The sequence below is a fragment of the Bariatricus sp. SGI.161 genome, from assembly GCF_050313695.1.
Taxonomy (GTDB): domain Bacteria; phylum Bacillota; class Clostridia; order Lachnospirales; family Lachnospiraceae; genus JAFBIX01.
Map to the genome: position 1 here is coordinate 17638 of NZ_JBNPLX010000012.1, position 24084 is coordinate 41721.

The 24084-nt window shown below is 41.5% G+C and carries 21 protein-coding genes; 16 read left to right on the forward strand and 5 right to left on the reverse strand.

Features of this window, described 5'->3' with window-relative positions:
- Positions 1–113 precede the first annotated feature (113 nt).
- Positions 114–434 carry a helix-turn-helix domain-containing protein gene (locus tag ACQRBH_RS08720; RefSeq protein WP_235250093.1) on the reverse strand — a complete coding sequence of 107 codons (321 nt, stop codon included), beginning with the start codon at positions 432–434 and terminating at the stop codon, positions 114–116.
- Between the two features lie 476 nt (positions 435–910).
- On the opposite strand from ACQRBH_RS08720, the gene ACQRBH_RS08725 reads away from it, so the two are divergent.
- The 13 genes from ACQRBH_RS08725 to ACQRBH_RS08785 all read left to right on the forward strand — a co-directional run bounded on the left by ACQRBH_RS08725 (position 911) and on the right by ACQRBH_RS08785 (position 15033).
- Positions 911–1291, forward strand: a complete 381-nt coding sequence (locus ACQRBH_RS08725) for a fimbrial protein (RefSeq protein WP_330578517.1) — start codon at positions 911–913, stop codon at positions 1289–1291.
- Positions 1292–1312: 21 nt separating this feature from the next.
- Positions 1313–2023 (forward strand): hypothetical protein, encoded by a 711-nt coding sequence (locus ACQRBH_RS08730; RefSeq protein ID WP_235250095.1) that lies wholly within the window; start codon positions 1313–1315, stop codon positions 2021–2023.
- A 15-nt stretch (positions 2024–2038) separates the two neighbouring features.
- Positions 2039–2959 (forward strand): hypothetical protein, encoded by a 921-nt coding sequence (locus ACQRBH_RS08735; RefSeq protein ID WP_427761383.1) that lies wholly within the window; start codon positions 2039–2041, stop codon positions 2957–2959.
- Positions 2960–4744, forward strand: coding sequence for a lysozyme family protein (locus tag ACQRBH_RS08740; protein WP_427761384.1), 1785 nt, complete (start codon positions 2960–2962; stop codon positions 4742–4744).
- Positions 4745–4754: 10 nt separating this feature from the next.
- Positions 4755–5354, forward strand: coding sequence for a DUF5038 domain-containing protein (locus ACQRBH_RS08745; RefSeq protein ID WP_427761385.1), 600 nt, complete (start codon positions 4755–4757; stop codon positions 5352–5354).
- Complete coding sequence (locus tag ACQRBH_RS08750; RefSeq protein WP_427761386.1) at positions 5351–8629, forward strand: ATP-binding protein; 3279 nt, start codon at positions 5351–5353, stop codon at positions 8627–8629. Before ACQRBH_RS08745 ends, ACQRBH_RS08750 begins: the two co-directional genes overlap by 4 nt.
- Before the next feature lie 57 nt (positions 8630–8686).
- Entirely contained in the window at positions 8687–11962 is a 3276-nt protein-coding gene (locus ACQRBH_RS08755) for a VaFE repeat-containing surface-anchored protein (RefSeq protein ID WP_427761387.1), read from the forward strand.
- A gap of 55 nt (positions 11963–12017) precedes the next feature.
- Positions 12018–12380: a hypothetical protein gene (locus ACQRBH_RS08760; RefSeq protein WP_427761388.1), complete on the forward strand. Its 363-nt coding sequence runs from the start codon at positions 12018–12020 to the stop codon at positions 12378–12380.
- A gap of 57 nt (positions 12381–12437) precedes the next feature.
- The gene (locus ACQRBH_RS08765; protein ID WP_427761389.1) at positions 12438–12710 is read left to right on the forward strand and encodes a hypothetical protein; all 273 of its coding nucleotides are present in this window, start codon (positions 12438–12440) and stop codon (positions 12708–12710) included.
- 163 nt (positions 12711–12873) lie between these two features.
- Positions 12874–13287, forward strand: a complete 414-nt coding sequence (locus ACQRBH_RS08770; RefSeq protein ID WP_330641367.1) for a zinc-finger-containing protein — start codon at positions 12874–12876, stop codon at positions 13285–13287.
- A 14-nt stretch (positions 13288–13301) separates the two neighbouring features.
- Positions 13302–13883 (forward strand): sigma-70 family RNA polymerase sigma factor, encoded by a 582-nt coding sequence (locus ACQRBH_RS08775; protein ID WP_427761390.1) that lies wholly within the window; start codon positions 13302–13304, stop codon positions 13881–13883.
- Positions 13884–13901: 18 nt separating this feature from the next.
- Entirely contained in the window at positions 13902–14588 is a 687-nt protein-coding gene (locus ACQRBH_RS08780; protein WP_427761391.1) for a cell division protein, read from the forward strand.
- A gap of 10 nt (positions 14589–14598) precedes the next feature.
- Entirely contained in the window at positions 14599–15033 is a 435-nt protein-coding gene (locus tag ACQRBH_RS08785) for a hypothetical protein (protein WP_427761392.1), read from the forward strand.
- A 112-nt stretch (positions 15034–15145) separates the two neighbouring features.
- Here the strand turns inward: ACQRBH_RS08785 and ACQRBH_RS08790 are convergent, their stop codons facing one another.
- From ACQRBH_RS08790 to ACQRBH_RS08805, 4 genes are read right to left on the reverse strand one after another with little or no spacing between them, the layout of a single operon-like run.
- Positions 15146–15727, reverse strand: a complete 582-nt coding sequence (locus ACQRBH_RS08790; protein WP_427761393.1) for an HNH endonuclease — start codon at positions 15725–15727, stop codon at positions 15146–15148.
- Between the two features lie 14 nt (positions 15728–15741).
- On the reverse strand, positions 15742–16350 hold the full coding sequence (locus ACQRBH_RS08795) for a hypothetical protein (protein ID WP_427761394.1): 609 nt from the start codon (positions 16348–16350) through the stop codon (positions 15742–15744).
- The gene (locus tag ACQRBH_RS08800) at positions 16343–18661 is read right to left on the reverse strand and encodes a sensor histidine kinase (RefSeq protein ID WP_427761395.1); all 2319 of its coding nucleotides are present in this window, start codon (positions 18659–18661) and stop codon (positions 16343–16345) included. The genes ACQRBH_RS08795 and ACQRBH_RS08800 overlap by 8 nt, the downstream gene beginning before the upstream one ends.
- A gap of 17 nt (positions 18662–18678) precedes the next feature.
- The gene (locus ACQRBH_RS08805; protein ID WP_427761396.1) at positions 18679–20097 is read right to left on the reverse strand and encodes an Eco57I restriction-modification methylase domain-containing protein; all 1419 of its coding nucleotides are present in this window, start codon (positions 20095–20097) and stop codon (positions 18679–18681) included.
- Positions 20098–20677: 580 nt separating this feature from the next.
- On the opposite strand from ACQRBH_RS08805, the gene ACQRBH_RS08810 reads away from it, so the two are divergent.
- The 3 genes from ACQRBH_RS08810 (at position 20678) to ACQRBH_RS08820 (ending at position 24080) form a co-directional block, all read left to right on the forward strand.
- Positions 20678–21385, forward strand: coding sequence for a single-stranded DNA-binding protein (locus tag ACQRBH_RS08810; RefSeq protein ID WP_235251153.1), 708 nt, complete (start codon positions 20678–20680; stop codon positions 21383–21385).
- A gap of 86 nt (positions 21386–21471) precedes the next feature.
- Positions 21472–22248 carry a hypothetical protein gene (locus ACQRBH_RS08815; protein WP_427761397.1) on the forward strand — a complete coding sequence of 259 codons (777 nt, stop codon included), beginning with the start codon at positions 21472–21474 and terminating at the stop codon, positions 22246–22248.
- Between the two features lie 17 nt (positions 22249–22265).
- On the forward strand, positions 22266–24080 hold the full coding sequence (locus ACQRBH_RS08820; protein WP_427761398.1) for an AAA family ATPase: 1815 nt from the start codon (positions 22266–22268) through the stop codon (positions 24078–24080).
- Positions 24081–24084 lie beyond the last annotated feature (4 nt).

Genomic DNA, 24084 nt, shown 5'->3' on the forward strand with positions numbered 1-24084 from the left:
GTTAGTATAGCAGATATGAAAATGTATTTCATCATATAACACATGAATTATAAATATTCACGCACTATATTACATCTTTAAAATTTTTAAAAGGTCCACGCCCATACGCAAAACTATTTTCCCGCTTCTTCAATCATCACTTCCAACACACGAAGAATCTTGTTTCGCTCCTTTGCCGGCAAATGTTTCATCTTTTCTTCCAATTGCGTACATCTCGTTTTTGTTCCTACTTCCAGCACATCCATCAGGATTTCATCTGCTGATACATTCAATGCATTAATAATTCTTACAAAAGTATCCAACCTTGGTGTCTTCACATCCCGCTCTATGGCACTTAAATAATTACAGCTCAAATCAACCATCTCTGCCAGCTGTTCCTGCTTCAGTCCGGCAGCTTCCCTGCTTTTTTGAATCCTTTTCCCTATCCCTTGCATATTATCTTCTCCTAATCACACTAATTCTTACAGCGTTACAATCGTACTTTTAGTATATTTGCCAAGGATTCTTCCATACAGTATCTGATAGAGTTTCACTAACTCTAGTGGTGTTGAATTAATGCACTTTTGATGTCATGGCACAGTTATGGCTCTTTCACGACCTAAACTGGCACGGTTCTGCGATGTACAGGTAAATATAAACATGCTAAAATTGATATTGTCAAAATTATATGCAGGAATTGCGCAGCGGTACCGGAGTCATTGCCTCTCCCTTTTGGTACTGGCTGCGTTTTTTCTTGCAGGAGGTGAATTAGATTTACAATTTTATACTGTATTTGCATCAGGCAGCCTGTATTGACCGGGCTGCTTTTTTGCTGCCGGATAAACTGGCATGAGGCACTAAGAAACTATAAGCATCGGGGCAGGGTGGATATTCCATACTGCCCTTTTCATATGAAGGAGGTTTAACTTACGTGAGAAAACATACAGTCAAAGAAAACCCGCCGAATGAAAAGCGTCGTCCTGACTACATGCGGATTATTTACACAGCATCCCTGCTGCTCACGCTTCTGGCATGCAATATTCAGCCGGTCTTGGCAGCTAACATGTGGGACAAAGCAAATGAAATCATGAAAGATGTCTACAACCAGATCATCCTGATTTCTACCATAGCTGCTGTTGTAACGGCATCTGTGGCTCTTTTAATGATGAACTTTTCCAAATCGGGAAAAACCGTGGACGAATCCCGTGCATGGCTCAAACGTATCGTCATCACCTGGGCAATCTTAAACGGTCTTGGCTTCATCATGGCTTACATCACACCGTTCTTTGCCGGAGGTAAATGGAATGGCTAAGCCAGGAAAGGAGGTGCCTAAATGGGAATCTTAGATGGAATCGTGGAATGGATTGCAGAGCAGGTCATGAACATTCTGGATCTTATTACCACTTCAGTCTTAGGTGCTCTGGGTTGCTCCATGGATACCTTTTTAAGATATTTCCCCGCAGCCGAGAGCATGTATCAGGTATTTCTGGCCCTGGCCATAGGTCTGATCCTACTGAACTGGGTCTGGCAGTTATTTAAAAATTACTTTGCTGGTGCCGGAATTGAGGCAGAAGATCCACTGAAATTATCCATGCGCTCTTTCATCTTCCTGTTCCTTACTTTCTATGCAAAAGATATCGTAGATCTTTTACTTGACATTGCAGGAACACCATATAGCTGGATTCTGACAGAAGATCTGCCTCCGCTAAAATTCGCAGACTTTAACTCCGTTATCACTGTTATCCTCGGTGTCTGTGCCAATGGAGCTGTTGCGATTACTGCACTGATCCTGGTACTGATTCTGGCATGGAATTACATCAAACTACTGTTTGAAGCGGCAGAACGTTACATTCTTCTCGGCGTTCTTGTTTATACAGCCCCAGTCGCTTTCGCAATGGGCTCTTCTCAGGCAACCGGTAATATTTTCAAGAGTTGGTGTCGGATGCTTGGTGGACAATTTTTCCTACTGCTGATGAATGCTTGGTGTCTGCGCCTGTTTACATCTATGGTTGGTACTTTTCTGGCCAATCCATTATCTATCTAACAAAAGGAGGAACACATGAAACATAAGAAAAAAATTATATTATTGCTGACACTTACTGCCTGCATGGTCTTATTCTGTTCCTTCCCGGTCTTCGCGGCAGAACTTACGGAAGCAGAAGTGGAACAGGCAGTGGCAAACCAGGGAAAGGAAGCAGTTACCGGTAATATATTCATCTGGTTTCTCTGCGCAATCGCATTTTTAAAAGTCAGCCAAAAGATCGATTCCTTCATGGCAAGCCTTGGCATCAATGTAGGAAACACTGGCGGAAACATGATGGCAGAGCTTTTAATCGCCGGAAGAAGCCTGGCAAGTTCCATGCATTTACATGGCGGTGGTGGCGGATACCGGGCACCTGTTTCTCCAGGTGCAGCTGCTGTAGGTGGAAGCTTCCTGTCAGGCGGACTGGCCGGAGCTGTCGGAAGGCAGGTGGAACGTAGCGCAGTCAATACTGCAACTGGCTACACAGAACATTCCAGCATCGGCAGTGTCATGTATCATTCTTCTTTAAATAAAGGTGGAGACTTTGCCAACAATGTGATCAGCCGCATTGCACAGGGTAACTACAATCAGGTCGGTTCCATTAAAGGAGCAGATGCAGAAAAGGCTTATATTTCTTATATGGGCATGAAAGTAGATTCCACACACCCTTTACCCAATTATTCCAATATGGAAATCGGAGGCGGACGGATCACCGGAACGGAATCTACCGAATCAGGTTCCAGAGCGTTTGCTCTCTATCATGCAGACCAATATATGGCACCCTCACAGGGTACATATGAAACTGTGCAGTCTGTAGACGGTGCCACATGGTACAAGCAGTATGCACAAGATACCGTAACTAAAACCCCTTATGATGCAGGCGGTGGAAAAGTTGCCTACCATGAATCCATCGACCAGAAACTGCCCCCGACTCCTCCAAGAAAGGATCGCATTTAATTGGCAGATCACCAGACCGGTCTGAATGAAGCAGTTCAGGTAGGCAGAGCTGCAGCTTCTATTTCAGGTGCTGTAAAAGGTGCCACAGCCGGTCCCTTTGGAGCCGTTATTGGTGCTGCAATCCAGAATCGGGAAACCTTAAAAAAGGCGGTGGCTGGAATTGTTTCTCTACTTTTAATTCCAGTATTATTCATAGTCATGCTTCCGGGACTTGTCTTCGGAAATCTCTCCGAAAATACCGGAGCACTTACCAGTAACAGCAGGATCAATGAAAATATACGTGCTGCCAATGAAGCCATTGTAGAAGTCTTACAGGAACGTCACGACGAGGTACTTGCTGATGTGAATGCCGCGGCTTCTCGTGTACCGGAAAGTGATGCCGTATCCATTACGGATCCCTATGCTTACTATATCTCTGTAAATGCCAATCAGCTCATTGCCCAGTTCTGTGCAAGTAAAGACAACTATCGGGATATCAACGTTACGGAACTGAAGCGGGTCATCCGGGCGAATAAGGATGGACTTTTTACTTATGACGTATCAACAGAGACAGTTACCATGGAAGTTACGGTGGATGCCGGTGCAGAAGGGGAAGCCGGTGAAGGAACGGATTCACAGACTCAGACGGTTACCTTTACCCGGCATAACTTTGTAATCAACTATGCCGGTGATTCTTATTTTGCAGACCATGTCTTTCATCTGAACGACAAACAGAAAAAAGTGGCAGACGCTTATGCAGAAAATCTGACCCTCTTTTTTGGTTCCTCTGCTTCCGGAGTTGCAACTGCCAATGTATCCGATGAGGTGCTTCGCTACCGGGCAACCGTAGAACGGATTGCTGCAAAATACGGAATGACTCCCTATGTGGAACTAATCCTTGCTGTGATGATGCAGGAATCCGGAGGACGTGGTCTTGATGTCATGCAGGCGGCAGAAGGTGGATTTAATAAGAAATATCCCCATGTGCCTAACGGTATTACGGACCCAGAGTACAGCATCGAATGCGGAATTCAGGAACTCAAATATGCCCTGGATAAAGCCGGATGCACCGGTCCAACAGATCTTGACCGGATCAAGCTTGCTTTGCAGGGATACAATTACGGTTCCGGTTATATTGACTGGGCCATGGAACGGGACGGTGGTTATACCAAAGCAAACGCCATCGCTTATTCTGATATGATGTGTGCCCGCCCTAACTGGCCTTATTCCAGATATGGCGATAAAGAATACGTAGACCATGTACTCCGGTACTACATCATTACTTCTACAGGCGGCACCTATCCTGCAAATGGAATGCAGATACCTCATTACCTGCAGACAGATTACGGAAATATTCCATATGGCGGAGGTTCCATTGCAACCAGCGGATGTGGCCCGACCAGCTTTGCCATGGTCGCAAGTTATTTAACGGGCAAAACCATCACTCCGGTAGATGCAGTTTCCTGGTGCGGAAATTCTTACTACAAACCAGGTGTCGGCACTTACTGGTCCTACTTTGCAGCGGCAGCCAGTCATTTTGGATGCGGATCGGTCACCCAGACCAACGATCCCAATAACGTCCTAAAAGCACTGTCAGAAGGCCATCCTGTCATCAGTTCCCAAAGTGCAGGCTTATTTACCAGAGGCGGACATTTCATTGTCCTTCGTGGTGTAACGGCTTCCGGAAAGGTACTGGTTAACGATCCGAATGACAGTGCATCCAAAAACTATATCAACCGGGAATTTGATATGATGTCAGAAATTCATGCAACAGCAAGTGCATATTGGATCTTTGACAAGAAATAAAGGAGATCTTATGAGCAGAAAAAAATTGATTCTTTCCATCCTGCTGATGATCGGCATGATCGTAGCAGGCATTGTACTGCCTGCCTTATGGAAAGCAGAAAAACAGAAAAACCATACGGCTGACAAAAAACAGCCCGCAAAAGAAATCCAAACAGAAGAAGAGGATACTGCCTCACTTCCCACATTGAAATACGTTGCCTTTGAAGAATTACAGGCATTTTTTGCAGACACACAGATCAATGAACTAAAGCAACAATTTTCTCTGTATCTCAAAGAAACTGGGAAAACAGACATTACCTCTGTGACCTTTCTTCCAGAACAGACCACCTATCCGGAAGGAAACGACATCATGCTTACTTTTGCTTTCTCTGATAATACTACCCTTCCAGTTACCTGCAGCACCAGTACCGGTGCTTTTTTATTTGGGGAAGAAAAACTGCAAGTCAGTGAAAACATAATTACCTATGAACGTAAGACGGATCAAAAACTTCCAGCTGTTACTACAGAAGAAATAGAATCCCTGCAGGAAGGCGGTTTTGCTGATACCCCAAACGATATCGAAGCAACAGAAACGGAAAAGAGAACTAATGCAAAGGAGGTGCAGCCGTGAACAACTCTGAAGAACACCAAATTGCCTTAATCCCCCGTAATTTTATTGAGCGGGGTACATTCATGGGAGGAATGTTCAAGATCCGAAATGCTATCGAAGGAGCCATTCTTGCCATCGGGATTGCAATACCTGTTGTGCATCTTCCCCTGTCCCTGACCATACGGATCATCATTTTATGTATGACATCTCTTCCAGCAGCCATGGTCGCCCTGATCGGCATCGGAGGGGAAAGTCTGACGGCTTTTCTGATGAATGCTATCCGTTTTTTGTTTAACCGTAGAATCCTATACCGGCTGGATACCAAACCGGAGCCAAAAGGAAAACAGCGTAAAAATCCTCGTCAAAAAGAACCAAAGACGAAAAAGAACCGGGAGAAAAAAGAGAAGCCATCACCTCAACCAATGGAGACAGCTACACATGATGAGGAGGTTCCCTGTAATATGCCATCTTCTTCAGAGGAAGAGATTCCACCCGATTCAAAAGTTTCTCCCACACCAGCCTCTAAAAAAAAAGAGCGTCGGCTCTATGATATATCTACAAAACGCGGCATCAAGAAGCAGGCCAGGGAAGATATCCGAATTCTGAAATTTGAAAAGAAACAAAGGAAAAAGGAACAGGCGAAAGCTCTCAAGGTTGCGAAACGTGAAAAGAAACAGCGTTTAAAAACCGAAAAACAACGGCATAAAGAAAAACTGCATCAGGATAAGCTTGCACAAAAGGAGGCAAAACGTTTGGAGAAAGCTGCGAAAAAAGAGGCACGCTCCAATAAGAAACAACCTGATCCTTCACCTTCCGTTTCCTCGAAAAAGAAAAAGCGAAAGGACATGACACTGGAGGATTATCTTCCGATTGATAAAATTGCCAACGGGATCATTTATACCACTGACCACCGATATGTAAAGATTCTGGAGATTGAACCTATCAACTTCCTTTTGCGAAGTGCAAGGGAACAGCAAGGCATCATTTACAGCTTTATCTCCTACTTAAAAATCAGCCCGGTCAAATTGCAGATTAAGATGATCTCCAAAAAGGCAGATATCAATAAACATCTGGAACAGGCAGCACTGGAACTGTCCCTTGAGACTAATCCTCACTGTCGGGAACTACAGAAGGATTACATCCAGTTCGTAAAGAAATTAAGTTCCAGAGAGGCCGTTTCAAGACGGTTCTTTCTAATCTTTGAGTATGAACCATTCAATGTAAACCGGAAAGTCGAAGAAAAAGAAATCCTTGCTGCACTGGAGACAGCCTCCCAGACAGCTAAGACATTTTTATATCAATGCGGAAATCAGGTGGTTACCCATGATAATGAAGATGAATTTACAACCGATGTCCTATACACATTATTAAACCGGACCCTTTGTACAGAAAAGCCTCTTCAGGATCGGATTGCAGATGTCCTTGCACGCTATATGAAGGAAGGTCGCCAGGAAGAACTGGATCATATCCGGATCAACGAGTTCATTGCACCGGAGTCCGTAGATTTCCGACACTCCAATTATGTGCGGATCAACGGAATTTATCATGCATACCTGTTGGTTCCAAGCGACGGCTATAAACAGAAAGTCGCACCCGGCTGGCTGTCCTTACTGATCAACGCCGGGGAAGGCATAGACATTGATTTTTATCTGCATAAACAGCCAAAGGATAAGATCCAGCAGCGGCTTGGACAACAGATCCGTATCAACCGGTCAAAGATCAAGGATGCATCCGATACAAACGCAGACTTTGATGATCTGGATTCTGCGATCCGCTCCGGATACTTTCTGAAGGCTGGTCTGGCAAATAACGAAGACTTTTACTATATCAATCTCCTGATCACGATTACTGCTTCTGATCTTGAGGAACTGCAGTGGCGTATTCAGGAGATGAAGAAACTGTTGATTTCACAGGATATGGATCTGCACTCCTGCTACTTCTTACAGGAACAGGGTTTCCTATCCTCCCTGCCGCTTGCAAACCTGGATAAAAAACTCTATGAACTGTCAAAACGAAATGTCCTGACTACGGGAGCTGCAAGCTGCTACCCGTTCACCAGCTACTCCATCTGTGACGACAATGGCATCTTATTCGGAGTAAATAAGCATAATAATTCACTGGTCATCGCAGATATTTTTGATTCCAAACAGTATAAAAATTCCAACATCTGTATTCTAGGATGTTCTGGTGCTGGCAAAACCTTCACCATGCAGACTATGGCACTTCGGATGCGGCGGAAGGGAATCCAGGTCTTCATCATTGCTCCTCTGAAGGGGCATGAATTTTACCGGGCCTGTAAAAACGTGGGTGGAGAATTCATCCAGATCTCTCCTGCCAGCCAAAATTGTATTAACGTCATGGAGATCCGCAAAGTTGATAATTCTGTCAATGAACTGCTGGATGGACCAACACTGGATGCTTCCGCTCTGGCTTCCAAAATCCAGAGGCTCCATATCTTCTTCTCTCTCCTGATTCCTGACATGAATCATGAGGAGAAACAGCTTCTGGATGAGGCACTCATTAAAACCTATGCCAGAAAAGGGATTACGCATAAAAACGAATCCCTGATTGACCCGGATCATCCAGACCAGTATAAGGAAATGCCGATCCTTGAGGATGTCTATAATATCCTGATGGAAAGTCCGGATACCAAACGTCTGGCACATATCCTGAACCGCCTGGTCCACGGCTCTGCTTCTTCTTTCAATCAGAAGACCAACGTAGACCTAACCAATAAATATACTGTTTTGGATATCTCAGAGCTGACAGGCTCCAGTGATCTCTTAACAGTAGGTATGTTCGTTGCCTTGGATTACGTCTGGGATAAAGCGAAAGAAAACCGGACAGAGGAAAAAGCGATCTTTGTAGATGAGGTATGGCAGCTCATCGGTGCTTCCAGTAACCGTCTGGCTGCAGAATTTGTTCTGGAGATTGCCAAAATCATCCGTGCCTACTCAGGAGCCGGCATTTTTGCCACACAAGATTTAAATGATTTCTTTGCTCTGGATGATGGTAAATATGGAAAAGGTATCATCAACAACTGTAAGACCAAGATCATCCTGAACATGGAAGACGAAGAGGCACAGCGGGTAAAAAATATCCTGCATCTGTCAGAAACCGAAGTCATGAACATCACACATTTTCAAAGGGGGAATGGCCTGATCTCAACAAACAACAATAATATTACGGTGGAATTCAAAGCATCCACACTGGAAAAGGAGCTGATTACCACCGACCGGCAGGAGCTTCTGGAAATCATTGAACGCCAGAAACACAAAGAAGCAAAAGCCGGTTAACACCCGGGGCAGCGAAATCGCTGCCTTTTTCATATCTTCAAAGTAAGGAGGAGACTTATGTTAGAAAGAACAAATCAATTCATCCACCGGCTGCTCGCATTTTTGCTTGCAGTACTGGTTACTGTCGGGACCGTATTTTCCGGCGGCATGACTGTTCATGCGGCAGACGGTACCGTCAGTTTTCACGCAGGAGCGAACATTCCGTATGGAGATTATTTTACTTCACGCATGACATTTGATGGGAACAATACCGCTTACTGTGTGGAACCACTCAAGAAAACCCCTGCTTCCGGCAGTTATTCCTATGACCTTCTGGCAAAGGATTCCCCGCTTCGGAAAGCACTGTATTACCTAAATGGCGGTTATGGCTATGAAAAAACTGTAAAAGACAAATATTTCAGCGGCTGGTCTGATGACAATTCCTATGTAATCGGACATCTTGTCGTCGCCTATATTTATGCAGGGTATTCTTCAGATACCGGAGCCTTCCATGGTGCACCCCAGAGTTTCATTGACAAAGCAAAAGAAGTTGCACAAGCAATCAAAAGCCTTCCTGCTCCCCCGGAAAACTTTCGAGCCTTTATCATTCCAGGAAGCGGAAGCCAGACTGTTGTTGGAAGCTGGTATCAGGTTCCCTACGGTTATCTGGAAATCCGTAAATCTTCAGCCAACGCCTCTGTTTCCGATGGGAACAGTAACTATAGCTTACAGGGTGCCGAATATGGCATCTACAAAGGAGACGAACTGGTACAGACATTGACAACAGATAAAAACGGCTATGCAAAATCCGGAGAACTGGAGGAAGGTAATTACACGATAAAAGAAACCAAAGCTTCCAAAGGATTCATCCTGGATACCAAAGCCCATAACGTCACTGTCAAATCCGAAGCAACCACGCCTGTAAATGTGACGGAAATCCCACAGAGCAATCCGATGGATCTGCTCCTTCAGAAACTGGACAAGGAATCACAGGAAGCACAGCCACAAGGATCTGCATCTCTTGCGGATGCACAGTTTACTGTTAAATTCTATACCGAACAGTCCGATCAGGATCCTTCCGCAAATGGAGCCAAACCGGCACGTACCTGGATATTTAAGACCTATGCAGAAGGAAAATCTCATTTTTCCAAAGATTATCTGGTATCTGGAGATGCGTTCTATACACAGACGGATGGAAAAACCATTTGTCTCCCGCTCGGTACAGTGACTGTTCAGGAAACAAAAGCTCCTACGGGATATTTTGCCAATGATACTGTATTCGTACAGAAGATCACAGCCGATGGTTCCAAGGAAACCGTAAAGTGCTACAATGCTTCATCTGTCGATGAACAGATCTACCGTAGCGATCTGGAACTGGTAAAGGTATCCGATGGAGAACAAAAACGTCTTTCTGATATTCCATTTACCATCACCTCTGTTACAACCGGAGAAAGCCATACCATCGTGACGGACAAAAATGGATATGCCAGTACAGCTTCCAAATGGAACAAACACACCCAGAACACCAACCGTGGAGAAACATCGGAAGATGGAGTCTGGTTCGGATCTTCCACGCCGGATGATTCCAAAGGTGCCCTTATCTATGATCAATATGTCATTGAGGAACAGAGATGTGAATCCAATAAAGGCATGAATCTTTTAAAATTCGAAGTGACTGTATATAAAGATTCCGTTACCATTGACCTGGGAACCCTGACCGATGACCTGATTGAAATCGGCACAACAGCTCTGGATAAAGAAACAGGTACCCATATGAGCAAACCGGAAAAAGAAGTCACTCTTGTAGATACTGTCGAATATTCTGGACTAAAGAAAGGTCAGTCCTATAAGCTGGTTGGAACACTAATGGACGCCGAGACCGGTGAAGCAATTCAGATTGACGGCAAACCTGTAACTTCTGAAAAGACATTCACAGCGAAAAAATCCTCTGGTACCGTAGAAGTTTCTTTTACCTTTGATGCTTCCTCACTTTCTGGAAAAACAACTGTTGTATTCGAGGAACTGTATCAGGAAGATAAACAGCTGGCTGTCCATGCGGACCTTTCTGATGAAGACCAGCAGATTTCTTTCCCTGAGATCGGCACGCAGGCAACAGACTCTGAAACCGGTGAGCATATGGCAAATGCTGATGAGAAAGTGAAACTCATTGACACGATCCAGTATAAAGGGCTGGTTCCAAACCTTAAGTATACTGCAACGGGTACACTCATGGATGCGAAAACTGGAGAACCTGTTTTAATTAATGACAAACGGGTAACTGCAAAAACAACATTCACACCGGAAACCAGTTCAGGCACCGTAGATGTAGTCTTCGAATTTGACGGCAGTTCACTGGCCGGTAAGACAACCGTTGTTTTTGAATCTGTAACACAGGATAAAAAAGAAATTGCTGTTCATGCAGATCTCGAAGATGAAGGTCAGCAGATCTTTTTCCCGGAAATTGCAACTCAGGCGAACTGCCCGGATACCAATACCCAGATGGCAGTTCCAAAGAAAGAACTGACCATTACGGATACCGTTTCCTACCATCTCATTCCAAATAAAGAGTACAAGTTAACCGGAACTTTGATGGATAAGAAATCTGGTAAGCCTCTGCAAATCGATGGAAAAGAAATTACATCTGAACTGACCTTTACTCCAGAAGATGCGGAAGGCACTGTAGAGCTTTCTTTCACACTGGATGCCACTGCTCTCGCAGGCAAAACGATAGTAGCCTTTGAGTCTGTATCTTATCAGGACAAAGAAGTTGCTTTCCATACCCAGATTGATGATGATCCACAGACCATCTATTTCCCGGAGATTAAGACTACCGCTAAAGATGGAAAAGACGGCGACCAGGAAGTCCTTGCAGAAAAAGAAACCTCTATTATTGATACCGTTTCTTACAAGGATCTGGTAACTGGCCTTACCTACCGGGTCGTAGGTACTTTGATGGACAAGGAAACCGGTAAGGAAGTACTGATTGCCGGAAAACCTGTAACATCTGAAGCAACTTTCAAACCGGAAAACTCTGAAGGCACTGTAGAAGTAACCTTTACCTTTGATGCTACTTCTCTTTCCGGACATGATGTAGTTGTTTTTGAAAAGCTCTATGTATCTACCGGTGCTAAAGACAACAAAAATGAAGTGGAACTGACAAATCACGAAGATATAAATGATAACGGCCAGACAGTGAAAATTACCGATGTACCAAAAGATACTCCGGATATCTCCACACCAGTCAAGACCGGCGATGATACCCCACTTCTTCTTTACGCAGGTATTGCTGCAGGTGCCCTTCTGCTCGCAGGTATTGCTACAGTAATCTATTTCCGGAAAAAGAAACAAAAATAATCTTTAATTTCAGTGCAGGCGGTCCATAGAGACTGCCTGCTTTTTGGTGATGAATATGGAAACAACCTATATCCAGACAGATATCAAACATGTTCGTAGATTTTTAGATGCCTGTGATGGAAACTGGCATCACTGCATCCATGTGACCTGCCCTTCCTGTAATACTTCCGATATATGCAGGGAACCCGGATTCCTATTTCATCCGGATGCCACAGCAGAACCGCTGATTCTTCCTCTTTCCGATGCCCGGATTTTATTTTCCTGTTATCCGGAACCGGAAGAATGCATAAGCAACATATCTGTATCTGCTTTTTTATCCTTATATCGCTCTTACCTGGATATCAAAACAGCAGTCAAGTCCGACTGTCCCTGTATGGAACTCCTAAAAATGCAGGAAGAGAAAAACTATGACTGGTAAGTTGCGTTTTTGCTTGTTTCTGCGTACAGAATGAATAAAGACAAGGAGGTGTGCAACATGCTTACTCTGATCATCCAAACGATTGACAAGGGCTTTACTACCCTGATTTTTATCCCTATGATTTATATCCTGTACTGCAGATTTACTTCTTTACACAAAAAGAAAAGGCAGGCACTTACCATCTACCGGATCTGCTTGATACTAATTGCACTGTTCCTGCTCCGATACTTTTGTAATAAGTTTATCTTCACGGCAGTTAATTACCAACATTTTACAGACAGTGGCCTTTTTCCATTAATCAAAACCATTTTCTATCCAGAACATTCATAAAAAATGGCAGAAAGTGGTAAAATGGGAACATTTGGGTACCTGTTTCCGTCCCTGATATATGGGAATTCATCACACTTTTACTTACAATATACGTATAGAAAACGTAATAAACTTACTAATAAAGGATAAATGTACGTATAAAAAACGTAATGCGAGGTGAATCATGATGAAGAAACAAATCATACGCTGCCCTTACTGTGGCAGCCCGGCCATTTTAAGAGATACATCTTATGTCCATGGAAAAAATGCATGGGAAGGCAAACTTTATGTATGCAGCCGCTATCCGGTCTGCAATTCCTACGTCAGCGTCCATCCCGGCACCACTCGCCCTAAAGGCACTCTGGCAAATAAATCTCTTCGTGAGAAACGGATCCGTGCACACCGAATCTTTGATCAGATCTGGAAACAGGGAATTATGTCCAAGAAAGATGCCTACCGGTGGATATCAGACAAATTTTGCCTCGACACCACACAGGCACATATCGGTAATTTCAGTGAGTACATGTGCGAACGACTTATAGAAGAATCAGAGAAAGTCCTTCGCTACAACCATGTACCACTGTGCCTTGCAGGGTAGGGAGGGTGGATGACATGAAAAATAATCCTATCCCCTACAGCCAACTCGTTGAAGAAAATATGGATCTGGTGCCACAAATGGTAAATGTCCTGACACGGAATTACTCGAATCTTTCCCAAGAAGAATATGAGGAGCTGACACAAACCAGTTACCTGGCACTGTGCAATGCAGCTTCTAAATACGATGGACACCGTCCCTTCCGACCATATGCCAGAGCTGCTGTCCGTAATGCGATCTACGGATACTGGCGTACCGTTTACCAATATAATAAACGATTCTGTTCCTTAGATGCATTGCTGGAATCCGAGGACGGTCACTCTTATGAAGGTGAGTTTCACCAAAATCGTACTTCCCTTTCCACGGAGCAGGAAGCGATTCAAAACTTGTCCACTGCATACTTGAAGGAACTGGAAGCAGCAAGCAGCAATATGATACAAAAAGGAATTGCCACTCTCCGTCTGCAGCAAGACGGTTACACCGATCGGGAGCTTGCAAAACTATATCAGGTTCCTTCCAACAGGGTAAGGGCATGGCAGAGCAAGGCGAGAAAATGGCTGAAAGAAAATGAGATATTATACGAGCTATTAGCATCATAACAAGAAGGAGGCAGTTCTATGCTGACACTTTATACCGCCATCGGCACCTTAAAATTTGTCAAAAATACAAATGGAAAATCCACTCCTATGGTTCTTAATAATCATCAGGAATTCGGACTATGCGATCACGAACTGATTCTCTGGAGCTGCCTTGCCTTCCAGATTCTGCAGATACACGAACTGGAATCTGCTTACAATGTGCGGCTTAAAAACAGCGGCAGACCGGACGGACTAGCATTTTCTTATTATCTGAACCGGCTGCTTTTGCGCGGCCTGATTGCAAAAGGAGAAGGGGTGACCGGCGTAGATGCACTTTATCAGCTTTTAGGAAAACTTCACATCCTTCCGGTTCACGAAACTTTCTCCACCCGGCTATTTACCTGTATCCAGCTCTATGTAGAAGGGCAAATCAAGCCCGGAGATTTTGGAAAATATCTGCGGAAAGAAAAAAACACGCCCATTGAGGAAACCGTCTTAAAGCTTACAAAAGCCATTCCGCTAACCACTGCAGAACTGGTGACCTGTGTAGATCAAAAGAAAGTACCAAAGCGGGAGGATGAGGTCCTCACACAACTCTATGATGGGACAGAACATACCTACCAGACACTGACTGACCAGGCACAAATTCTGCATATCCAGTATCCGGTCCTGCAGGCTGTAGGCAATCTGTATCTTAATAAACAAATTTCATTCCAACGATTCTGAAAGGAGCACTATGCCAAAACCATTATTTTCCAAGCTGGTTGCCCAAGCGGCAATCGGCTTTTTTTGTGTACTATTCGGATGCATCATCGGGCTGCAGACAAAAGATAAAATCCTTCTCATTATGAGCCTCGCGATCGGTGCATGCTGCCTGATTCGATGCATCAGCCTGCATCATCTCATCCATTCCGGTTCCTACCTCATAGTGGAAGGATACTGTAGCAAACGAGATGTTTCACCCTTGAAGAAAACACAGCAAATTCATCTTATCGGAGCCGATGACCGAGAATATCAGTTCACGACAGATAAAAGTGTAAAACTGCTTCAGGGGCACTATTACCGAATATATTTTCGTACTTCTCCATCAACCGATGAGCAAATCATCGGACACACTGGCAGCTTATTAGGTTTCGAAGAAATCTCATCGTTTTCTTCCCTAAAAGATTAATTCTGTTATCATACGGTTAACAACGCAAAAAAGATGCCGTGACAAGTTTTTTCTCTGTTTACGGCATCTTCTATACACAATATTCTACTACTTTCATCTAGTATAACTTAAACTATTCTTTGCTTTGAAATAATATACCTTGCAACACTTCTAACAATTCATCCATCTCTATGTAATCTTGTATTTCATCTGGCATGAGTACTTTCATCTTTTCTCGGAGCTTTTCTTTCTTCTCTATCAATTGCATAAGCTGCCAAACCTCTTTCATAGGTCTTAAATGAAACTGAAATGCCTCCTCTGCCATATATTTCCCCGTTTTTGTTTTTCCGCAGATCATACCATCTGGTTTTCTTTCTATATGTTCATCATATTCATCTGTTGCCGGATCAATAAAACCTCTCTCTTCAATGAATTGAATTTTTGCATCTTCAGATGGCCATTTAGAAGACTTTTTTCGATTACATACATAACACGAATATACCAAATTGCTATAATCATTTTCTCGAAACTTAGCATATTTTTTTGGTACAAAATGGTCTATTTCAAATGCATTTTTGGTCACTCTTTCCGTCTTACCACAATATCCACACATACATTTAAAATCTTCCCGCAACTCTGGTAGATATTCATGGTAATCCGATCGCTGTTCTAATCCCGAGCGTCGTTTTATAACTTTGTCTCCATGTATTCTCAATACTACACCTCATATTACTTTTTTAATAAATCATCTAATTTACCCAATACCGAATCTATCTGTTCGCTCAAACTTGATTTTAACATCTCCGCTGGAATTTCATCTACTTCTCCATAGGATTTCAAAATACGAAACACATCCATTAATTCTTCTTCATCTTCTATTGACAAGACATTTTCTTGTTTTTTCTTTATCATGCTCTCGTATTTTTCCTTATATTTTTTTATGGTGTTGTCGTATACCTCTGTCATCTGCTTTAATTGATCACAAAAGCCACTAAATTCTTCTTCATTCTTATCCATCACATTTCGATCACATATGGCATTTTTTACGACCAATTTTTCATCCACAGAGTCTTCTGGATAGCTTGTAAGTATCAAATATGGCAGCCCTTGTAACGCATCTTCAAGATAAAACGCCAATTGTGTCCCATTATAATCGTATTTTGATGATAACTGATAATCAATCAATAAACATTTTATTTGATTTTTCACAACCCATGCCTTAATATCTTCCATACTTCCTTCCGGAGCAATTAAAAGTTCAATATTTTCTCTTTTCAGACGCTTAATGTAATCATCTAAAAGCTCATCTGTATCATCTATAATACCGATTCTATACATCTCTCATTTCTCCTGTCTTCTTTAGAAACAATGTGATAAAGTATCCTGTTTCCGTTATTATATTTTTCGACAAATCAATTTTTCCTTCATAGTCTTTTACCGTATTATTTACAATCCATAGACCCATACCCGTTCCAATTCTTTGACCAGTAGAATCTCTCTTATCTGTTTCGAATACATCCAATGTTTTTTCAGGATTTTTTTTATACATTGGTGCCAATCCAGCACCAGTATCGGAATAATCAATTCGAATATATTCTTTTTCTTCCTTAACTTCTATATAGATATTCCTTTCTTTTGTCCGTATTTTATCAAAAGAGGCAGTACTGTTCGTTATTAAATTAGAAATAATTGTATCTATTTCATATGGGAAACAACGCAAATAAATTTCCTTTTGATGATCTCCCTTAAAAATTACTTCTATATGTTTTGAATGTAACGTTTTATTCCATGAATCAACTGCCTCTAAAATAACGGGAACAATATCTGTTTTTTTCCTTCTCCGTTTATCTTTTTTCACAGCCTCAATCGTCACTTGAAACCAAGAATTGAAATCCTCACGTATCTCATTTGCCTGATTAATATAATTACAAGCCTCTTCCATATCTTGATCTTTTTCAATTGCCTCTTTTGCCATTACAATTTTCATACTGAGTCTATGAGATAAAGTCTTAAACTCATGAATATATGTGTTTGTTACTATTCCTGTCGTTGCCAGTACTCGAAGCATTTTATTTTCATTCTCTAATTCTTCGATTTGTTCATCTTTTGCATCTAATGCAATCTTTGCATCTTCAGGATCTACCGACTTATTACTGAATTGTTCTTTATTTGATTTGCTTTCCGTATGCTTTGTGCCATCAGTGTCTTTTTTCTTTTTCTCCTTTTTTTGCTGCTCTGCTTTTCGATTAATATCATCTTGAATTTGCTTTACAGGATGATCTTTCTCATAATCAGCCGCCAATATACGACAAACATACTGACGATCTTTTTCGAGAATACACAAAATGCCTTTCAAAAATTCCTGTAATAATCGAAATTCTGGTGTTTCCACAATTCCTTCTCTATTTGATTGATCTGGTAGTGCCACGTTAACCCTAGATATAAAGATTGATCCAAGCATCTGATCAGCATTAACTCTCCAAAGCCCATCACTTGCAACACCAGCAGGAGATCCTGTTTTCCGCCTTGCTAACTGCAGCCAATCATATGCTGATGTTTTAGGATCTCCATACGGACGAACACGAAAATTATCTCTATAAAGCTTTATGCCTCCAAAAGTATCCCTTACATCAATTCTCCCTGTAATATCTTTTTGATAAAATCGTTCTTGATCTCTTTTATTTTGAGTTCTTTTTGCAAAATATAAGACCCCGCTAAATGTACCTAATCCATTTTTTAATTTTTCAGACGCACCTGGAACAATCTGACTAAATGTATATTCTTTTTCTATCGGTGTGTTATGAAAATATTCCTTTTCCTCAAATAATCCCACTTTCTTTAATATAGTATCCTCATCATTGCCAAAACTATACTCGTTGCGCCAAAGTTTCACATTAACAGCTTGACAATCTGATACTGAAAACTCTATCTTATAATCGTAAGAAAAAGACTCTAAATCACTAAATACTTCTGCGTCTTCCTCTGTATCTGTATTGCCAAAACAATATATTTTGTAAACAGAAGACAATTCATATGGAATTAACGACGCTAAATTTTCACGTATTGTATGCAACAACTCATCATTCCAACTATCTCTAAGATTTGTAAGCTTAAATATCGTACCATTTTGTTTCCATTCTTTTTTTATAAGATTTACAACCCGATAATTGCTACACCCTTCTAAAAACTGTTCAAAAGACAATGTTGTTTCGTCTAATTCCGCACCAATTTCTGTGATATTCTTTCCAGACGAAAATGAGGTCCAATCAACTGTCCATAATAACTTTTTATGATTTTCCTCTGTACCAGTAAGCATTTGACATTTATCGGCTATTCGATCCAAAGCAAATCGACCAATTCCTTTTTCTCCTGTCTGTATACGTCCTCTCTTCGAAATAAATGTATTCTTTTTCGACGATCGCCCAATAGTCATCCAGTGTTCCTGAATAATCGATGTTGTCATTCCACACCCATTATCGGCCAGATATAATACATTCTCTTTTTCGTCAAAATACAATACACAACAGGATGCATCTGCATCATATGTATTCTTTACTAATTCAATTACCGCACCCTCTAATTTAGAAACATTTTCACGTCCAATCAATCGTGCAGTATATGCATCTACATTAAAAGGAATTTTTACCATATCTACTCCTCCTTGTATTATCCCCTCTCTATCATATAATCTTTGATATCATCTACCGAAATTCTGTAAGAGGTTGGGGTTGTAGGCGTCCCACATATCTTTACATAGTCATAAAATGCCTGGCTTTCAAGAATTTTTTTTGCATCTTGTAATTTTAGTACACCGTTTTCTTTACACTTTATAAAATATCCCGCATATGGAATTGCATATTCTCCTGCCTCATATACATGAATTTTCCGAGTAATTACCATAGGGATAATCAATTTTTCTCCCCATACCTTTGTAATAGCCTGACTTCGCCCATATTGGAACCAAAGTGCATTTTTATCAGCTTTTCTATCATTCAGCTTCTTTATAAATTGTTGTAAATAAGCAGTTGCACCTGGAAACTTTTTTCTAAATTCTTCTATTGTATAATCATTTCTTTTACCATTAACTATTCGATAAGGAAAAATAATTTTATCCTTCTTATTCTTTTTATTTAAACTCTTTGTACTTGCTGCATCTTTCACCAGTACTTCTTCAATTTTATGGTTCCCTACAACATAATAATGATCCCTATACTCATACTCTTTCAATACAAATGCTTCATTTAATAGTGTAGCCACACTATTTCTCACCTCAAAATATTCACCAAATTTTGTTCCGTTAATATTCTGATTTCCTAGTATAATCCATTTATTACCAAGTCTATTCTTTGGTATCTCTAACACACGTTTTTCGGCTACTAAATAATATGTAAAACAAGCTTGTCTTTTCGACTTCTCACATACCATAATGACTGATGAAGTCAAAGCCTCTGGGAATATTTTAATTGTCCTATAATCATAAATTTTTGTTGTATATGGCAGTATAAATTTTCTTAATTCTCCAGCAAACTTATTTGTCATAATACTATATGGAACCAAGTAAACCATCTTCCCATTTGGAGTCAATGCTTTTATACTTGCCTCAATAAATGCGTAGCAATAATCACTTCTTCCATGCTTACATGTCTTAAAATTTTTCTTTACCAAGTCTCTTTGTTCATCATCCATATCATGATATGTAATATATGGAGGATTTCCAATTACATAATCATATGTATTCGTAATGGACTCCTGCAAAAAGTCTTTACTTTTAATATTCCAACGTATTCCTTTTAATCCATATGAATGAACCAGTTTGTTCAACCGCTTTTTACATTTCGTTATACAATCTTTATCTATTTCATATGCAACAATATCTCTGCTTAATCCTAATTTGATATCATCAAGAGAACGCTTTTCTTTTTTGGCATTTTCAATGTATCGAGTTACAACTTCTAGTAAAATATTCCCCTCTCCACATGAATTCTCCAAAACTCTTTTACCATAAAGATCCTCGGAATAATCAATATAATCCAACATTTGTCGCACATATACCTGTGGAGTTGGAATTTGACAGTTACTCGCCATAATTTTTAGCTTCCTTAATCATAATTTCTATTACAACTTCTCTTTTCCTTAAAATTAAAACCAAAAGTTAAGAACAGTATATCACATGCTCATCGCAATTCAAACAATATGTTTTTGCATTCAAAATTCCTTTTCACTTTAGATGCAATATAATTATACATACTTTTTCTCAGCTTATTATTCAAAGAATTCCAATACATCAACCATCAAAGAATTCTCCTTCTATAACCAATCTTTATGTTTTATTTTACTATATTTTTTCACTTTTTCATAGTTCAATATTCTATATCTGCTTCTCGCAATTCATCTATATATAGCATTGTTCACATTGACATTATCTAAATATAGTGCTACTATAATACTGTACTTGAATTTTTGTGTTATCCTCCACAGGGAGTCTGGACCATTCTTCCAGAGCACACGTAAGTTTATGTTGGAAATTAGAGTCATTAGGATAGCCGTATTATGCGGTCACTTAATGGCTCTTTTTTTATTTATGGGAAATCTGAGACACAGGTTTCCTATTCTTTTATTCATTTTTATTATTTTAAAGCCCAAAGAGGCAGAAAGGAGAATTTTTATGTCAGCAATTATTCATGTTATGGGAAGGGTAACAAAGGATCCCGCCATGCAGCAAGGAAAGAACAACGGATCTGAGTATATCAGTCTGGATCTTGCTTCCTCTCAGAGGAGCCAGAACACACAAAATGGTCAGAATGGATACGAGTCCATGTTCTATCAATGCTATTTTAACAAGTTCCTGGCAGAGCGTCTGATCAAAGCCGGTGTAAAATCCGGAACCTGTATCTATGTCTATGGAGATCTGGAAATCCATCCATTTCTCTATCAGCAGGGACAGAAGGCTGGGCAGCCAGGAGTTGGAGCCAAAATTAATGTCAAGGACTGGCAGTTTTGTCTTTCCAACAAACCGGAAAATGAGAATAACGGAAATTCTGGAAATCATCAAAATGGCAATAGCATGCCTAATAACAACAACGGAGGTGCGGCTACCCCAGGAAGTGGCAGTTATCAAAATCGCGCTGCTCAGGGAGGCGGCTACATGAATGGTGCTGGAAATCAAAATGCAGGTATACCAAACACCGCAGGCGCCAGAACACAGGGCAACTCTTATGCAGTTCCACCTTCTGGACCGATTGGAAACAACATGTACCAGCAGAGCTATTATCCACAACAGAACATGGCATATGGACAGCAAGGTGGATTTACCGGAGACGGTTTTCAGGGAATCCCAGAAGGCATGGCTGACCAGCTTCCGTTTAACGGATAACTCAAAAGAAATAACAGGTTGAGGAATTGCTTACCCATCGGGCATGGCGGTTCCTCTTTTTTTGTTTACAGGAAAGGAATCATACAATGAAAGTACGAAGGAAAAAAAGTAAAAGTTTAAAAATATTAAAATCTGTTGTTCTCGTTTTGTTTCTGTCATTACTGTTTGTACCGGATAATATAAACCGCTCAGTGATTGCGGGCATTGCACTTGCAGGTATTTTAGGAAGTCTCCTCTTCCTGATTGTCCCGCATCTTCCCCGCATCCCATCTCCGGCACTCAAACGAAAGTCAGCATATTCCTCTGGGAATCCAGACAGTATCACCGATATGGAAACTCTGCTCTGGAGACAGATCAGTTACCAGATTACAGGGAAACTGAAGTCCGCTTATCCGGATGCCACATGGGAATTTACTAAAGAACCAAATGTAGACAGTCTTCTGAATGGAAATGCCCTGCGTATTCGTACCTTCCATACGAAAGAATATAATTTTGCTGAAGTCCGGCTGGACCGGTATGGAGAACTGGTACTTTCTATGATGACGATAGAATCATTAAAGCCAAAGGCAGAACCAACAGGCACTGATTCCATCGGTCAGGTGGATCCCCAGTCTTGGTATACCCTAATTGGCAAGCCATTACTCTCCAATCTGATTGGCGATCTGCAGGCAAGAGGACATCAACAATTATTTATCAGCGAAAATGGAGAAATATTTATCAAAAATGGAGATTCCATGGAAATCAAAGGTACTTTCGAGCATTTTCCGCCCCAAAACTACTGGGCAGCTCTCACAGATATTTTTATTCGTGATGAGCTGAATGCAAAAGAAAACGAAGGCACCCTGGAATTATCCTGGATGTAAAAAGGAGGAGAACTACTATGCCAAATGGAAACCTGATCAGTAACTGGTCTTTCAAGCGAAAACTCCCAGAACCTTTTGAAGATTATACGGATGATCCCATCAGGAAGGATGTCTATTCCAAATACTGCACACAGCCTCAAAAACGTTCGACACTTCATGCGTCCACGCTCCGGGCTATTCTTGCATACATGGAACTGGAAACTCCACCCGGCGGAACCGCTTCTGAAGAACTTGGGGCAATTGGAAGCCAAGGAAATAATTATACAATAGCAGAATATCCAAGCAAGACCGGAGATCTGCATGTAGTGATCTATAATCGGACAAACGGAAAATTCATTGCAGGTATTTATCCCAAACCAATAGATTCCGAAACAACAGCCGACCAATATCTTTTGAAGGAAGATAAGAACAGCGGAGCTGCACTTTTGTTTGCACTTCTCCCTACCATTATGCAGGATGATGAGTTTAACGAATATTACCAGGAGTTGAAAAAGCACCGTGACAATGGTTATACGGATATGGAAGAAGCCGTGAAAACTGCAGCCGTCCTTTGTGATAATATCTATCGCAGATTACGATACGGAACTTCTCTTTCTACCGGCGGGATTCCCAATGATACTCCTGCCAATGGTGCTATTCCAAAGCTAAAACCATTCGCAGTACAGCAGGGTACTTACGCTCCTACAAATACGCTCTTTGGTACTTTTCAAGTGCTGATTCCCGGTTCCACCACAAAAAGGAACACGGAATCCATTGCCAAAGAAGACTTTATCAGTAAATACGTCTTATCTGAATCACGGATACTCACTCCCCAGGAAGAACTTACTGTTCCAACGCTGGAACCATGGTATATCATACCGCCAGAGATCAAGCGGATCTGTGAACATGCAAAATTGACAACGAATACTGTTTCACCTATGAGGAATTTTCTTCTGCGGGGTCCTGCAGGAACCGGAAAAACAGAAGGTGCCAAGGCGATTGCTGCTGGCTTACATCTGCCCTACCGGTGCATTACCTGCTCTGCCAATACAGAGATCTTTGATCTGCTCGGTCAGATCCTTCCGGATGTGGATGGAAAATTATCCAGTCTTCAGAATGAATATCCATCTTTCCAGGATATCATGCTAGACCCGGCAACCGCTTATCAGAAGCTGACCGGCATTTATGATGAAGAGGTGACGGAGGATGTGGTATACAAACAGCTCATCGACACAATCATTGATGAGATGCATGAGAATTATAAGAACCAATCTTCCCATCAGAAGTTCAAATATGTGGACACCCCTCTTGTGGAAGCAATACGTCACGGCTATTTGGTCGAAATTCAGGAGCCGACAGTCATTGCAAACCCCGGTGTTTTGGTAGGACTTAATTCCCTTCTTGACAGGTGCAACAGTGTTTTTTTGCCAAACGGGGAAGTGATCAAACGTCATCCGGATACGACCATCGTTGTTACAACCAACAATGATTATGCTGGCTGTAAACAGATGAACCAGTCTGTCATTTCCAGAATGAATCTTGTGATCGATCTTGAGGAGCCGGATGAAGAAACACTGGTACAGCGTGTTCTTGGGATTACCGGATGCACAGATAAAAAAACGGTTCGCACTATGGCACAGATTATCAAGGCAGTTTCTGAATATTGCAGTGAGAATCTAATCACAGACGGATGCTGCGGTGTACGTGAACTGATTTCCTGGGTGCAGTCCTATATGGTCTGTGGTGATGTCCGGGAAGCGGCACATTACACGATCCTCTCTTCGGTATCTGCAGATGCAGAAAGCCGTTCGGAAGTGGAAACCGGCTGTCTGGATTCTATTCTTGCAGCATAGGAGG